The following is a 13139-nucleotide window of genomic DNA, read 5'->3' as shown; positions in this document are numbered from 1 at the left end:
ACTCGAAATGGATACTTTACCGTACAAGCTTCAAACGATCGTGCCGATATTGCGGATGTTCGATGTCGAGAAGACCAAAGATTTTTATTTGAATTATTTGGAATTCAAGCTTGATTGGGAGCATCAATATGAAGATAATTTTCCATTGTACATGCAGGTCTCACATGGTGACTGCGTGATTCATCTGTCTGAGCATCACGGGGATTGCTGTCCGGGCGCTGCCCTTCGAATCCAAGCCGAGCACATTGAAGCTCTCCATGCGAAGCTGGTCTCCAAGCAGTACAAATATATGAAGCCTGGGCTTGAGACAGCACCATGGGGAACTAAGGAAATCGGTGTTATCGATCCGGCGGGCAACCGGTTAACCCTCTATGAAAATATAGCCAGAAACGATTAAAGTATAAGGCCTTTCGCTTCCTCATGGGACGCGTTGGGCCGTTTTTTTGTTTCATTGTTCTTTATAACGGGTACTAATTATCATGCAAGACAACCCAATGGAAGGGAGCGTGATGAGAATGATCAGCTTGCTGATAACGATCATCATGGCTATAGTCATCGGGGCTATCGGTTCGGCAATTGCGCCTGGCGGTATGTCCGGGGGTATAATCGGATCGATGATTGCGGGGTTCGTCGGTGCATGGCTCGGTGCGCTGCTGCTCGGGACTTGGGGACCTATCATCGGAGGCTTCGCCGTCGTACCAGCCATCGTGGGAGCAGCTTTATTCGTTTTCTTGCTCACCCTATTGTCCAGAACTTTGAACGGCAAACAGTCTTAAACCAAATAAATGCTGAGGAGAGTGGATGAGATGACAGCAACGGAAAGCAAACGAAATGACGTAGTATTGGGAACCATTATTGGAGGTGCTGCCGGAGCGCTGATCGCTCTTCTGTTGGCACCCAAAACAGGACGCGAGCTTCGAGAGGACTTGATGGGCAAGGTTCAGTCGCTGCAAGCCAAAAGCCAGGACTGGATGGACATGGTCAAAACCAAAACAGCCGATACGGTAGAAACCGTAAGCGCACAAGGCTCCGAGCTGCTGGAAAAAACAAAGCAAGCGGCGAACCAAGCATTAGATTCAGCGCAAAAGGCAACCGATGAAGCTGCCGATAAGGTGAGAAAGGTCGCAGATAGTACTGCTGATACAGCGCATCGTCTTGCTGATAAGGCAAGCGACTCCGCACATAAAGCTACGGACAAAGCGGAAGACGCGACACATGATGCACTGGATAAGGTGAAGCCTTATTCTCACTAGACTTACCCTCTAATATGAAACGATGCTTAGGCTACTCCTAGGCATCGTTGTTTTTCGTAATCCCCGGACTTGGACAGCAAAAAAAGAACCAAAAAAAGCGGCTAACTCATGTCAGCCGCTTTTTTTGGTTCTTGTCCAAGCTATCATGTATGTGATTTCGTTATTTTTCGAGCAGCACGATCAGTTCATCCGGCATCGTTTGTTCTTGAAGGAGCATCCCTACATGCAGTTTGGGCCGATCCGGTTTAACAAAATGCCCATCTTCCAGATGATAGCCCATCTCCTTGGCCGCGGCGTGCAGCTTACAGAACAGATCCGCAGCTTGAATCGCTTCATCCAAGCCAGAGAACGTTTCCAACACATTGCCTGTGCCTAGTGGATTAACCTGCGATTGAATGGTAACCTGATACTTATCCATGTCCAACTGACGTACGGTAACCTCATTTCCCCCGCAAGGGATACTGTGTTTGACTGTCATGGCAACCACCGCCTTTTTGTCATAAGTTAATGTGTTACTAATCATCATTACCCTATACACAGCGGCTTGAAACGAACGCGAAATCAACTAGAATATGTTGGAATCCTTCCTTTTGCCGCGGATTAAATCGCCTGTCCAGCCCTTCCACTTAAGCCATGCATATACGAGAATTGTGAGAAATACAATAATCGCAATCGACATGGGGTATCCCCACTCATACTCAAGCTCGGGCATCGCTTTAAAGTTCATGCCCCATAAGCCGGCAAATAGGGTAGCCGGGGTGCAGACAACCGTGAAAACCGTCAGTGTTTTCATAATCTCATTCCCCCTGTAGGAGGCTATATTTTCATCCATAGCGAGAAGTGTGCGCACTTCATCATGAAACCGTTCCATTCGGAGCATAAGCCGCTCCACCCGAAGCGATGTCAATCGATAGGCTTCATTGTGATCCAGCTGATCCGACGTGTAGGCTTCCTTCACTGCAACTAACAGCTCCTCAAGAGGAACGATCCGGTGTCGCCAATACAGCAGATCATACTGCCGTTCTATGAGGTGATCCAGCAGCACTGAGTTATTAAATTTGCGCATGCTTCGTTCCAGCTTGGTTAGATCTGCAGTCAACACATCGAGCCCGTGCAAGCACACTAAGGCCATTTCGCCAAGCAGAACAAAGAAGCCTTCTGCCGCCGTACGGCACCCCTGCATACGTTGAACGAGCTCATCCTCGTCCAGATCGCTCATGCTGGAGTAATACAGCTCAGAGGTGAACAAATCTTGCTCATCCACACAATACAATAAGTGTCGATCCCCATCTTCCCGCTGATTCATGAGGCTTCCGTACAGCAACGATCCATATATGGCTTTCAAACCGTTGTCTCGCTCAAACATACGCGGAGTTTGAATGCAGATGTCCCCAAAATGGTTTTTCCATGCCGAACCGTGCCTGGAATGCGGAAGCCCTGTGTTTATCTCTTCATTTTGCTTGGAAACCCAATCGTTTCCTACGTGCCATGTCCATCCTTCTGGCATATGGATTTGTCGAATCGCCATCTTCTCACTTCCTTCTGAACGGAATCCCATGCTAACGTAAAAACACGCCCATAAGGGCGTGTAAGAGCGTCGAGAAACTTGTTTCTTCGAGAAATTTGCTATATGGGAGGTGGAGTATGCCTCGGAGGAGCGAAAGCGTCCGCCTTTGTTCTTGGGAAATCCCCGCTGTGAAGCGAATAGATTGAAAATTTCCCAAGAACAACAGCGGCTGAAGGGGCATACTCCACCGGAGTATACTAGCAATATTTCAAGTTTTATGAGTTTCTCGTCAATCGGACACGCCCATAAGGGCGTGTCCAATCCATTCTTTCAGGCATCCGATATTTCACGGGATTCTGTGAAGAACTGCTTCAGCTTATCAATCGCCCGCTTCTGGATTCTTGATACACTCATTTGCGAAACGTTCAACTGCTCGGCTATCGTTCGTTGAGACTGGCCTTCGACATAAGCCAAATGGAGCACCTGCTGCTCCTGCGTTTTCAGCCGCGCCATCGCATCCTCCAAATCCAGCTTGCGCTCGATCTGCTGAAAGTCATCTTTATCCTCGCTTAGTAAATCGCCAATGGTCGCCCCACTGTCTTCCGTAGAGAGAGGCGTGTCCAAAGAAACATAATGGTAATACTCGCGACCGGCCAATATTTCTATGGTCTCCTCTACGGAAAGCTCTACCTCTTGGGCAATTTCCTCTACATTAGGCGACCGCTCCAACTGAACCGTCAGCATATCGATAGCTGCTTGAAGTCGGCCGCTTTTTTCCTTCACGCGTCTAGGAACCTGAATGTACCATGACTTATCGCGTAAGTAATTTTTCATATGTCCTATAATGCTCTTCATCATATAAGCTTCGAATTGGACTCCTTGCTCCGTATCAAACTGCTTAAACAGACGGAGCATCGACATTTGTCCCACTTGGTATAAATCTTCATAGAGGTCCGGACGATTGCGCGACATTTTGCCAGCAGCCATCTTGACCATCGGTTCAAACTGAATCAGCAAAGAGGTGGCTACCTCATTGCAACCCGTTTGCTGATATTGTGCAATCAGATCGTGGACGTTAAATGCCGGTCTCTCTGAATTTAGTTTCATACCATTTCCTCGCTTTTACTCAGACGTTTGGTCAATATGACCTCGGTCCCCCTCCCACTCATCACTTCCACTTCATCCATCAGCGCCTGCATCAAATAAATACCCAAACCGCCAATGTTGGCTTCTTCTAACGATTTATGATGAAGCGAAGTGGCCTGCTGAGCTTTCTCTTCGAAATCAAAGCTGTTCCCTTGGTCCTTAACCGATATACGTATCCCGCTCTCAAGCATTTCGAATTGGATATCCATAGTCCCTGAACTGCCCGGCTCATACGCATGGACAACAACATTGTTGCATGCTTCGGCTACAGCCACTTTCATATCCTCGATTTCTTCGTAAGAGAAACCAAGCTTGGTGCATATCCCATACAAAGTCAAACGTACCAGGTCTATAAACTCCGCTTCGGCAGGTAACGACATACTAACCGTACGATTCTCCCAGTTCATATCTGCTCTTCTTTCCCTTCTTATATAGCGTTATTCTTGGTTTCTTGGATAAAAGGGGTTAGCCCGGTCATATCGAATAATCTCTTAATTTTAGGAGGTATTTCCTCCACAACGATCGGAGCTTTTAAAACGTGCCTTGCTTTAAGAAGCGATAAAATAACCCCGATACCCGTACTGTCAATGTACCCTAAGTTACTTAGATTCAATACCATCAAACGGTCCGTGTCCGCCACATAAGAATCGACTGCCGCACGAAATTCAGCCGCTTTGGACAAGTCGAGCTCTCCTGTTAAATAAAACAAATTGCTATCTGGAGTGACTTTCTTTTCAATTTGGAACGTGTGCTTACGATTCATTCTTAACTGGCTCCTCTCTGACATCCATACATATTATCAATTATCTTATCATTACCCGGATCGGGAGCCAATGAAACAGGTTGCAGAATAATTTAGCTCATTTCTCCTTATCTACTCCAGACTCTTGATGCAGTCGGCCTTGGAACCAAGGTTCCTACTTCGCTAGCGATTGATGCCGTTTAATTTGCTGCCAGGCGTTAACCACCAGCGGAGCCAGCTGCAACGCTTTCGCTATTTTGTCCGACATCGGCTGACAAGCTTCCTCTGTCACCTTGTCTTTAATTGTGCGTGCTACCGTGGTAGATGCCTGCTTCACCGACGACGTTATCTCCTCTACCGCTTCACCGACCTGCTTAACAGAATCAAATGTCGGCTCTAAGGATTGCAGCTTTTGCAATACATCCATGGTAACCTCACTTGTGTGCTGGAGCACTTCGGACGCCTCCATAGTCACTGTCTTCATTTCACTTTGGAGCTCGCGAATGGTCGTATTCGTCTGACCTAACAAGTCGGTCACGGAACTCAGCGTTTTAATTAGAAATACAACTAGTACAACGAACGCGATGGCGATAACGGCTACACTAATTTGAATGATCATGGGATCCCCTCCTATAAGCTTCCTTTGCGGCTTCCTGTTCTACCCTTATTCGGCTATTACCCCCAGCCAGCCAATGTGAAACTTGATTCACCCAAAGGTACGCAGGGTAATACTTTTCACAAACGCTTCACCAAATTCAAATGCGAATGCAAAGGAGCGATGCGTTATGGAACATTTAAAAAGCGTAGATATCGAAAAGAAGAACATCGAACAAAAGGTTGAACAAAAGTATGATAAAGGGCTTGTCGCGTCAACCTTCATTAAATATGCTGCCTACATCGTTATTTTCTTCGGATTTTTATACTTCATTGTGCGCTATATATTCCCGATGTTCCGGTAATATAATGCATAATTGCAAAAAAGCCTTGCTGCGGGACCGACCCCGAAGCAAGGCTTTTTTGATTATAAATTAGTATGCAAGCGTGAAAAGACCGTTGATATGAGTCAAGTAACGCATGTTACTTGCTTCTTTCATCAATGTAGCAGGCAAGCCTTTCAAGCGTGTTTGGTTCGCACCGATCGTACCGATACCATCTTTGCGGCCAAGGCTCGCAAGCGTACCGGAGAATACAGGGCTGAACTGTTGTTGAGGTCCGTTGTTGAAGTAAGCGAAAATATTGTAGCCAATCGTTTCGCCCATTTGCCATGCTAATTGAGCTGTAGGAGGATAAGGACGTCCTTCATTTCCCATAACAACCGCGCTGTCACCAGCCAAGAATACATCTGGGTGGGAAGTCGATTGCAGATTTTCTGTTACTGTAGCACGACCACGGTTAACTTCGATTCCACAGTTAGCAACAACCGAGTTACCTTGAACGCCGCCTGTCCATACCAATGTGTTCGTATCGATAGCACGTCCGTCTTTCAACGAAACGGTAGTTGAAGTCATTTCCGTAATAGGTACGCCAGTCAAGAACTGAACGCCGCGTTTTTCCAAGCTCGTTTGCGCACGTTCAACCAATTCAGGTGCAAAGCCTGCCAGAATGGAAGGACCTGCTTCTACGCAGTACAAGGAAATCTCGCTGTAGTCGATACCTTTTTTACGGCACAAGCCTGGAAGCATATCCGCAAATTCGCCAACGAGCTCAACGCCTGTAAGACCGCCGCCACCGATAACGAAAGTTGCGTCTGCTTTGTCTTTTGTTTTGACATAAGCATCGATGCGCTCTTCAACGTGTGCACGCAAACGGTTAGCGTCAGCTGCCGATTTCAGGATGAAGCTGTTTTCTTGCAGACCTGGAATTCCGAAGAATGCCGTTTCACTACCCAAAGCAATGACAAGAACATCATACTCATAAGTTTTGCCGCTTGCCAAAAGAACCTTTTTCTCGTCTGGGCTGATTTTTTCTACAGTATCAATGCGCAGATTCACATCTTTACCGCGAAGCAGCTTTTCCAAAGGAAGTGCTACAGCTTGCTCGGACAAATTACCTGCAGCTAATCTGTGAAGCTCGGTAATGATTTGGTGAGTTGGAAAACGATTAACAACCGTAATGGTTGCTTCTTCTGCTGTCATATATTTGCGAGCTGTCAATGCAGTCAACAAACCGCCGTAACCGCCGCCTAAAATTAATATTTGCTTCGACATACTTATCCTCCGTTCTATGATCGATCCAATGGATTAATGCTGTTCCTTCTGTTCACGGCGCTCAGCCATAACATCAAGGAAAGCTTGAGAAAGTTGAAGCATTTTTTGCACTTGTGGATCTTTCAGCATTCTAAGCATGCCGAACAGACCGATCGAAGATGTTTGTGCTGTTGCTACACGGTCGTTAGCTTCAATTGCAGCCGATGCAATACCTTTTGCACCCTCTTGAATCGGTTTTACGAATTCTTCCATACCGCCCTTGATATCCTCGATCAGTACTTGGTCCGTCACTACGTTTTGTACCACATCGTAGGTTTTTGTCAGGATGGTAACCAACTCTGCCAATTTGGGCAGGTTTTCAACCAGGACAGTAAGAGATTGCTGCACCTCAGGCTTCATCAATTGGTCAAGAACATCCGCAGATTCGCGCGAAATCGTTTGTGTTGCTTCTGACATAAGTAACGTCCTCCTTTGCTTTGAGATAGAAAACCGTCAGTGTCTGCATCCCTGTTCATTTCTATAGCTTTTCCGTCTCAAGGAGATTTATGAAAAATTGGATTTCATTCTAAATGTAACTTTTTTCACAAGTAAGAGCGAAGTCCATCATTAATTTTTTATCCTTGCGATAGAACAGGTGCGAACGGAATCCTATGTAGTTCCTATTATACTCCTAGTTCGCAAAATAGAAAAAAGCAATTTTCGACAAATGTGAACATTCTGAGAACAAATTCAGCGATTTTAAGGACTCTCGCGGCCTTTATGGCATGGAATCAGCGCTTTTTAAACCAAGCCTGCCGTTTCCTTCCTAATTGAAATAAAAACGCCGTCTTTGGCTGCGTCTTCATCAGACGAACCAAGAGAACGGCACTGACCTGTAAAGCATTAAGGTTGAGGTCGAGACAGCTGTTTTTCCGCCAGCCGATCGGCTGCAGTAGATGCAGCAATGCCTTCTAGCTTGGAGGCTTGGTATACCGTGGAAACCGTGGCTGCTATGCATTCCACCTGGCGTTTGGCCTCAGCCCTATCGCAATCGCTTAACTCGGCAGCCGTTACGATGATTCCCCCGGCATTGATAACATAATCGGGAGCGTAGAGTATGCCTGCATCGTACAACATGAGCCCATGCTTCTCTTCAGCCAGCTGGTTGTTAGCCGCCCCGGCCACGATGCTACATTGGAGCTGCCCAATAGTAGTATCATTCAGTATTCCTCCTAGAGCGCAAGGCGCAAAGATATCGCATGAGCATGCATAAATAAGATCGGGCTGAACCGCCGTGGCTCCAAATTGTTGAACCGCGCTTCGGACACGTTGGTCGTCCACGTCGGTAACGATCAACCGTGCTGCCGCATCATGTAGATAGCGGCATAGAAAAGTGCCTACCTTCCCCAAGCCCTGCACAGCAACCGTCAGATTCTTCATAATAGGTGAACCGTAGACTTGCTTTAGGGACTCGACTATACCTAAGAACACCCCATAGGCCGTCATCTGTGCCGTAAAATCTCCCGTGGCGCACAGCGAGCCCGTCGTATCGGTCACATAACCGGTTTCTTGTCGAACCGCATCCATATCATTGACCGTAGTTCCCAAATCGATGCCGGTAATATACCTGCCCTGCAGTGTATGAATAAAGCGCCCCAGTGATCGGAATATAGCTTCTCGTTGAGTGCTATCAGGCCGGCCCATTATGACCGCCTTACCACCTCCGTAGGCAAGACCTGCCGCGGCGCATTTATAGCTCATTCCCCTAGCCAATCGAAGGGCATCTCGGATAGCCTCCTCCTCTGAACCGTAGTCCCACATTCGGCAGCCTCCTAGCGCAGGTCCTAGCCTGGTGCTGTGAATCGCTATTACCGCCTTCAATCCGCTAAATTGATCCTGGCACAAAACAAGCTGCTCCGCATGATCCCGCTCCATCGCTTTCCATAGTTCCATACAGAAGTCCCCTTCGCTCCAAGGCCGTTTGATCAGGGTATCGTTAACCTAATTCTACTATAGACATATTCAACGATATGGACACTGGTGACTCTAGGATGACTTATCCCTTTAATAACAAAAAACCCGTCTCCTTAATGGAAACAGGTCTCCTCATTGTATTATTAACTTTCGCTCTACTGCGCTGCCTCATGGAAATAATGAACCGAGGTAACCTTACCGCTAACGGTGTCGGTATAGATTTTCAATACGTTGACTCCATCTTTATAAACAATGCCGTCCTCACTGACAAAGTAAGGCTTGCCCAGCTTTTCCTTCAGCTTTACGATATCCATTGGAAGCAGCTGACCATCTATATCCAGCTTTCCTACTGAGGCGGGCACAACGACATACTCGATGCTTCCGTCGGTCATAATGATGCTGCAGTCTTCAAAGGTATATGTCTTTAACGATGGTAATATTTCATCTTGTTTAATAGATAAGGGCTGTCCTTTCATCTCAAATACCGTCTTCAAATCATCTGTTAACGACAATCCATTAATCGTTTGAAAATGAGGCTGTCCTGTTGCCTGATTCCCATCGGCTTCGGTATATGCAGACGTTTCAGTTAGCGGTGCCTGCGTCATAGCCAAGGCAGCTTCATCAGGAGCTGCTTGAAATACCCCTATTCCCGTCAATAACATAGTCATGGTTATGGTTACGATCCAAGACATCCTGTTCATGTTCCTTCCCCTCCCTAAGATGGTGTTAGGATCCAAAAACATGCTGCTTGAAAACAATAAACCTATTATTAGCCTATGAGCTCAGCCTGCAATTGATTAGCCGAAACAAATATTTTAGGCAGCTTTTGGCCTTGTGGATTTACAATTTCCCGATCCCCGATGACCATAATCGAATCCCCATTCAGAGAACCGCAGGTGGCTCCGTCCCGAATGACCGCTCCCTCTCCGATGATGGATCTATAGATCGTCACTCCGTTTCCTATCTGCGCTCCAGGCATGATCACACTATCACAGATCCGACTGCCCTGTCCTATAACGACTTCGGTTGAAATAACCGAATTTTCCACCTGACCATGGATCGTGCAGTCCGAGCAGACTAGCGATTGCTTCACATGTCCGAGAGACTCTATAAACCGAGAGGCCGTTACCCCTTTGGCGCTATATAGCGGCCTAGAATCCATGCTAGCTGTAAAGCGTGGACTTGCGCCCAGCAAATCCATATGAGCTTCCCACAAGCTATCGATTGTACCCACGTCTCTCCAGTAGTCCTTAAATTCATGAGCATGAAGCTTGGCCTGTTCCTTCAACATCGCTGGAATCACATTTTTGCCAAAATCATGGCTTGAACTGGCATCTTCGGCATCCCGTTTCAAATAATTACGAAGAAATGAGGTATTGAATATATAGATGCCCATGGAGGCAAGGTTGCTTGTCGGCACTTTAGGTTTCTCCGAGAACTCGGTGATACGTCCGTTGGAATCTGTCTTCATAATGCCGAACCGGCTTGCTTCTGACAAAGGTACAGGCGTTACGGCAATGGTTGCATCTGCCCCTGTTGCCAAATGCTGTTCCAACAGCTTGCGATAATCCATATGGTAAATATGGTCTCCCGAAAGAACGAGAACCGTATCCGGATTATATTTCTCAATAAACGGCCAATTGCGATAGATCGCATCGGCAGTCCCGAGGTATTCCGCACCCCCGATATGGGCCTGACGAGACGAAAGCAATGCAATCTCTCCCCGCTCTGGTTGTTCTAACCAGGCGGAACCCAAACCGATATGATGATGCAGAGACTCAGGACGATATTGTGTCACTACACCAACCGTATCAAGGCAGGAATGTCGGCAGTTACTAAGCGCAAAATCAATCATACGGGCTGAACCGCCAAAGTGAACAGCAGGCTTCGCCTTTTGACTTGTCAGTATGCCCAATCTCTTTCCTTCCCCTCCGGCAAGCAGCATAGCTACACATTGCTTTTGTTTCATCCCGTCATCACCAAACCTTTCAATTTATGTAGTTTCATGATCCTCATACTATTGATTAAACGAAGGGGATATCGTTGAAACAATCGCTTTAGGATATGGGCAGTCCCGATTAGTATGGTCGATATTAGACTTTTCACTCTTCATCACTTCGCTTATTTTAATCCTAGCCCGCATGAGACCACGAAAAAAGGCAAAAAAAATAGCCTAACGGCTTTTTTTAAAGGGAACTATAATATGCTCTATAAAGCTGCGCCTTATTACTCCAAAACGCCAATTCTCGCACGAATCGTAAACACGAATTTGGCTCCATCCGTATAGGTTGTGTCAAGTCGAATGGAACCGCCGAGCAGCTCAGAAAAGTTTTTACAAATAGCAAGACCCAGACCTGTCCCTCCATATTTGCGGGTTGTAGAGGAATCAAGCTGGGAAAAAGGCTTGAACAATATATCGCGCTTCATCTCCGGAATTCCGATGCCGGTATCTTGCACAGTGAATTGGACATCCACTTCGCTATTATTACGACACAGCTCGCTTACGGTCACATGAATACCGCCACGTTCCGTGAACTTCACGGCATTGCCGAGCAAATTAACGAGAATTTGCCTTACCCTCGATTCATCTCCGGCAAGCAGCTCAGGCAGCCGCGGATCAATCTCATAGGTAATTTCCAGCGACTTGCGCCGGCTTTCCAGCAGAAACAGACCCACCGATTCCTGCAAGCAGGAATGAAGGTGAAAGAGCTCTTCTGTAATCTTCATTTTACCCGATTCAATTTTGGACAAATCGAGAACATCATTCAATATAGTTAACAGTGAAGCTCCGCTCTTGCGAATCGTATCAACATACTCCCTTTGCTCCACGGACAGTTTCGTATCGAGAAGCAGATCTGCCATGGCCAATACCCCATTAAGCGGAGTCCGAATTTCATGGCTCATTACCGCTAAAAATTCAGACTTTGCTCGTGCGGCTTGTTCCGCTTCCTCCTTCGCCAACTGCAGTTCTTTCGTCCTCTCTTGCAGCAATGCCGTTTGTCTCTGGAGCTCTTGCTGGGTCACATAAATATGAACAAAGCCTTCGATTTTGGATCGAAGGACATGCGGCATGACAGGTTTCACCATATAGTCGATAGCCCCTACGGAATAAGCCGTGCAGGATTGATCCTGCTCGTGATATGCCGCGGTAACGAAAATGATCGGCACAGCCTTCGATTTGTCGCGCGATTTAATCCATTTGGCCGTCTCAAAGCCATCCATTCCAGGCATTTGCACATCCAAAACAATAACAGCGAAATCATAGGTCAGCAGACAGCGTAGAGCCTCTTCTCCGGAATGAGCCTTGATTAGACGGTACGGTTGATCGCCAAGCATAGCCTCCAATGCCAACAGGTTTTCCGGTTGATCGTCAACTAGCAATATATGAATCGGTTCGTTCATTGAAGCTTTCCATTCCTTTCTGTTATTGCTCTTGAATCGCATTATTTAATCTTACAATACATTTTTTCCTGCGGATCGAGTATTTCATAGTAAGCTGCATGCTTTGTAAATGTGATCGTCTCTTTGTCACCTAATACAAACACACCCGCTCGGCACAAGCTCTCATACATAAGATCATGTACCTTGGCCTGCAGCTCGGAATCAAAGTAAATAAGCACATTGCGACAAAAAATAACATGAAATTCGTTAAACGAACGGTCAGTGACCAAATTATGCTGAGCAAATACAATGTTTTTTCTTAAAAACGATTGAAAGGAAGCCGAATCCTCTGCTGCCTTATAATAACGCGAAAATTCATCCTTACCGCCGGCATGAATATAATTCTTCGTATATTCCCGCATTTTTTTCAGAGGATAAACGCCCTGCTCGGCACGCTGCAGCACACCCTCGTTCATGTCGGTCGCATACAGCGTGGTTCGATCGTACAGGCCCTCCTCGTATAATAAAATAGCCATGGAATACACTTCCTCGCCAGTCGAACAACCGGCATGCCAGATACGGATAGAAGGTAAATTTCGCAGAAGCGGAACGACCTTTTGTCGGAAGGCTGCAAACAAGCTTGGGTCACGAAACATTTCCGTCACATGGATAACCAAATCGGATACGAGACGCTCCATGCAATTTCTGTCATGCATCACTCTGGCCTGCAGCTCGGACACCGTCTGCAGTCGTTCACCATAAAGCCGGTGCCAAATGCGCCGACGCAATGTAGGGTAAGCATAGTGGCGAAAATCGTACCCATACAGCCGGAACAGGCCTTCAAGCAGAAGTCCGATCTCTATTCGCTCACGCTCTGCTTCCTCATCCACAGGGTCCTCTTCCCGCTCTGTGGTTCTTGGTGTCCAAACGTTTCCTCTCACACCTATCCT

General features: G+C 46.8%; 17 protein-coding genes. 4 read left to right on the top strand and 13 right to left on the bottom strand.

The window, feature by feature from the left end:
- Window positions 1-7: 7 nt before the first annotated feature.
- The 3 genes from BP97_RS0115695 (at window position 8) to BP97_RS36440 (ending at window position 1253) form a co-directional block, all read left to right on the top strand.
- Window positions 8-397, top strand: coding sequence for a glyoxalase superfamily protein (locus tag BP97_RS0115695; protein ID WP_028549952.1), 390 nt, complete (start codon window positions 8-10; stop codon window positions 395-397).
- Window positions 398-515: 118 nt separating this feature from the next.
- A complete protein-coding gene (locus BP97_RS0115690) occupies window positions 516-776 on the top strand; it encodes a GlsB/YeaQ/YmgE family stress response membrane protein (protein ID WP_028549951.1) in 261 nt (86 codons plus the stop codon).
- Window positions 777-806: 30 nt separating this feature from the next.
- Entirely contained in the window at window positions 807-1253 is a 447-nt protein-coding gene (locus BP97_RS36440; protein WP_051620628.1) for a YtxH domain-containing protein, read from the top strand.
- A gap of 160 nt (window positions 1254-1413) precedes the next feature.
- On the opposite strand, the gene BP97_RS0115680 is transcribed toward BP97_RS36440, so the two are convergent.
- The 6 genes from BP97_RS0115680 to BP97_RS0115655 form a co-directional block, all read right to left on the bottom strand.
- A complete protein-coding gene (locus BP97_RS0115680) occupies window positions 1414-1731 on the bottom strand; it encodes a hypothetical protein (RefSeq protein WP_028549950.1) in 318 nt (105 codons plus the stop codon).
- Between the two features lie 87 nt (window positions 1732-1818).
- The gene (locus BP97_RS36435; RefSeq protein ID WP_051620627.1) at window positions 1819-2781 is read right to left on the bottom strand and encodes a magnesium transporter CorA family protein; all 963 of its coding nucleotides are present in this window, start codon (window positions 2779-2781) and stop codon (window positions 1819-1821) included.
- A gap of 309 nt (window positions 2782-3090) precedes the next feature.
- The gene (locus BP97_RS0115670) at window positions 3091-3867 is read right to left on the bottom strand and encodes a sigma-70 family RNA polymerase sigma factor (RefSeq protein ID WP_028549949.1); all 777 of its coding nucleotides are present in this window, start codon (window positions 3865-3867) and stop codon (window positions 3091-3093) included.
- Complete coding sequence (gene rsbW / locus BP97_RS0115665) at window positions 3864-4313, bottom strand: anti-sigma B factor RsbW (RefSeq protein ID WP_028549948.1); 450 nt, start codon at window positions 4311-4313, stop codon at window positions 3864-3866. Before rsbW ends, BP97_RS0115670 begins: the two co-directional genes overlap by 4 nt.
- A gap of 20 nt (window positions 4314-4333) precedes the next feature.
- Window positions 4334-4669 (bottom strand): STAS domain-containing protein, encoded by a 336-nt coding sequence (locus BP97_RS0115660; RefSeq protein ID WP_036745967.1) that lies wholly within the window; start codon window positions 4667-4669, stop codon window positions 4334-4336.
- Between the two features lie 154 nt (window positions 4670-4823).
- Window positions 4824-5267: a DUF948 domain-containing protein gene (locus BP97_RS0115655; RefSeq protein ID WP_028549946.1), complete on the bottom strand. Its 444-nt coding sequence runs from the start codon at window positions 5265-5267 to the stop codon at window positions 4824-4826.
- A gap of 166 nt (window positions 5268-5433) precedes the next feature.
- Between BP97_RS0115655 and BP97_RS40695 the strand changes: the two genes are divergently transcribed.
- Window positions 5434-5607 (top strand): hypothetical protein, encoded by a 174-nt coding sequence (locus BP97_RS40695; protein ID WP_197035474.1) that lies wholly within the window; start codon window positions 5434-5436, stop codon window positions 5605-5607.
- Window positions 5608-5676: 69 nt separating this feature from the next.
- On the opposite strand, the gene BP97_RS0115645 is transcribed toward BP97_RS40695, so the two are convergent.
- The 7 genes from BP97_RS0115645 to BP97_RS0115615 all read right to left on the bottom strand — a co-directional run bounded on the left by BP97_RS0115645 (window position 5677) and on the right by BP97_RS0115615 (window position 13130).
- Window positions 5677-6855: an NAD(P)/FAD-dependent oxidoreductase gene (locus tag BP97_RS0115645; protein ID WP_028549945.1), complete on the bottom strand. Its 1179-nt coding sequence runs from the start codon at window positions 6853-6855 to the stop codon at window positions 5677-5679.
- A gap of 33 nt (window positions 6856-6888) precedes the next feature.
- Window positions 6889-7311 carry a helical membrane plugin domain-containing protein gene (locus BP97_RS0115640; RefSeq protein WP_028549944.1) on the bottom strand — a complete coding sequence of 141 codons (423 nt, stop codon included), beginning with the start codon at window positions 7309-7311 and terminating at the stop codon, window positions 6889-6891.
- 426 nt (window positions 7312-7737) lie between these two features.
- Window positions 7738-8787 carry a Glu/Leu/Phe/Val dehydrogenase family protein gene (locus tag BP97_RS0115635; protein ID WP_028549943.1) on the bottom strand — a complete coding sequence of 350 codons (1050 nt, stop codon included), beginning with the start codon at window positions 8785-8787 and terminating at the stop codon, window positions 7738-7740.
- A gap of 176 nt (window positions 8788-8963) precedes the next feature.
- Window positions 8964-9509, bottom strand: coding sequence for a hypothetical protein (locus BP97_RS36430; RefSeq protein ID WP_051620626.1), 546 nt, complete (start codon window positions 9507-9509; stop codon window positions 8964-8966).
- 68 nt (window positions 9510-9577) lie between these two features.
- Window positions 9578-10777, bottom strand: coding sequence for a glucose-1-phosphate adenylyltransferase (locus BP97_RS0115625; protein ID WP_028549942.1), 1200 nt, complete (start codon window positions 10775-10777; stop codon window positions 9578-9580).
- Window positions 10778-11034: 257 nt separating this feature from the next.
- A complete protein-coding gene (locus tag BP97_RS0115620) occupies window positions 11035-12210 on the bottom strand; it encodes an ATP-binding protein (protein ID WP_028549941.1) in 1176 nt (391 codons plus the stop codon).
- A 41-nt stretch (window positions 12211-12251) separates the two neighbouring features.
- A complete protein-coding gene (locus BP97_RS0115615; RefSeq protein WP_051620625.1) occupies window positions 12252-13130 on the bottom strand; it encodes a CheR family methyltransferase in 879 nt (292 codons plus the stop codon).
- Window positions 13131-13139: the final 9 nt, after the last annotated feature.

Origin of the sequence: Paenibacillus sp. UNC451MF (assembly GCF_000686845.1) — a bacterium.
GTDB lineage: Bacteria > Bacillota > Bacilli > Paenibacillales > NBRC-103111 > Paenibacillus_S.
The sequence above is the reverse complement of the archived record's forward strand: the minus strand, read 5'-3'. Positions and strand labels throughout refer to the sequence as shown.

What these genes read in the sequence shown, in the direction of transcription:
- BP97_RS0115695 (WP_028549952.1), top strand. Translation starts at nt 8, where the DNA reads ATGGATACTTTACCGTACAAGCTTCAAACGATCGTGCCGATATTGCGG.
- BP97_RS0115690 (WP_028549951.1), top strand. Translation starts at nt 516, where the DNA reads ATGATCAGCTTGCTGATAACGATCATCATGGCTATAGTCATCGGGGCT.
- BP97_RS36440 (WP_051620628.1), top strand. Translation starts at nt 807, where the DNA reads ATGACAGCAACGGAAAGCAAACGAAATGACGTAGTATTGGGAACCATT.
- BP97_RS0115680 (WP_028549950.1), bottom strand. Translation starts at nt 1,731, where the DNA reads ATGACAGTCAAACACAGTATCCCTTGCGGGGGAAATGAGGTTACCGTA.
- BP97_RS36435 (WP_051620627.1), bottom strand. Translation starts at nt 2,781, where the DNA reads ATGGCGATTCGACAAATCCATATGCCAGAAGGATGGACATGGCACGTA.
- BP97_RS0115670 (WP_028549949.1), bottom strand. Translation starts at nt 3,867, where the DNA reads ATGAAACTAAATTCAGAGAGACCGGCATTTAACGTCCACGATCTGATT.
- rsbW (WP_028549948.1), bottom strand. Translation starts at nt 4,313, where the DNA reads ATGAACTGGGAGAATCGTACGGTTAGTATGTCGTTACCTGCCGAAGCG.
- BP97_RS0115660 (WP_036745967.1), bottom strand. Translation starts at nt 4,669, where the DNA reads ATGAATCGTAAGCACACGTTCCAAATTGAAAAGAAAGTCACTCCAGAT.
- BP97_RS0115655 (WP_028549946.1), bottom strand. Translation starts at nt 5,267, where the DNA reads ATGATCATTCAAATTAGTGTAGCCGTTATCGCCATCGCGTTCGTTGTA.
- BP97_RS40695 (WP_197035474.1), top strand. Translation starts at nt 5,434, where the DNA reads ATGGAACATTTAAAAAGCGTAGATATCGAAAAGAAGAACATCGAACAA.
- BP97_RS0115645 (WP_028549945.1), bottom strand. Translation starts at nt 6,855, where the DNA reads ATGTCGAAGCAAATATTAATTTTAGGCGGCGGTTACGGCGGTTTGTTG.
- BP97_RS0115640 (WP_028549944.1), bottom strand. Translation starts at nt 7,311, where the DNA reads ATGTCAGAAGCAACACAAACGATTTCGCGCGAATCTGCGGATGTTCTT.
- BP97_RS0115635 (WP_028549943.1), bottom strand. Translation starts at nt 8,787, where the DNA reads ATGGAACTATGGAAAGCGATGGAGCGGGATCATGCGGAGCAGCTTGTT.
- BP97_RS36430 (WP_051620626.1), bottom strand. Translation starts at nt 9,509, where the DNA reads ATGAACAGGATGTCTTGGATCGTAACCATAACCATGACTATGTTATTG.
- BP97_RS0115625 (WP_028549942.1), bottom strand. Translation starts at nt 10,777, where the DNA reads ATGAAACAAAAGCAATGTGTAGCTATGCTGCTTGCCGGAGGGGAAGGA.
- BP97_RS0115620 (WP_028549941.1), bottom strand. Translation starts at nt 12,210, where the DNA reads ATGAACGAACCGATTCATATATTGCTAGTTGACGATCAACCGGAAAAC.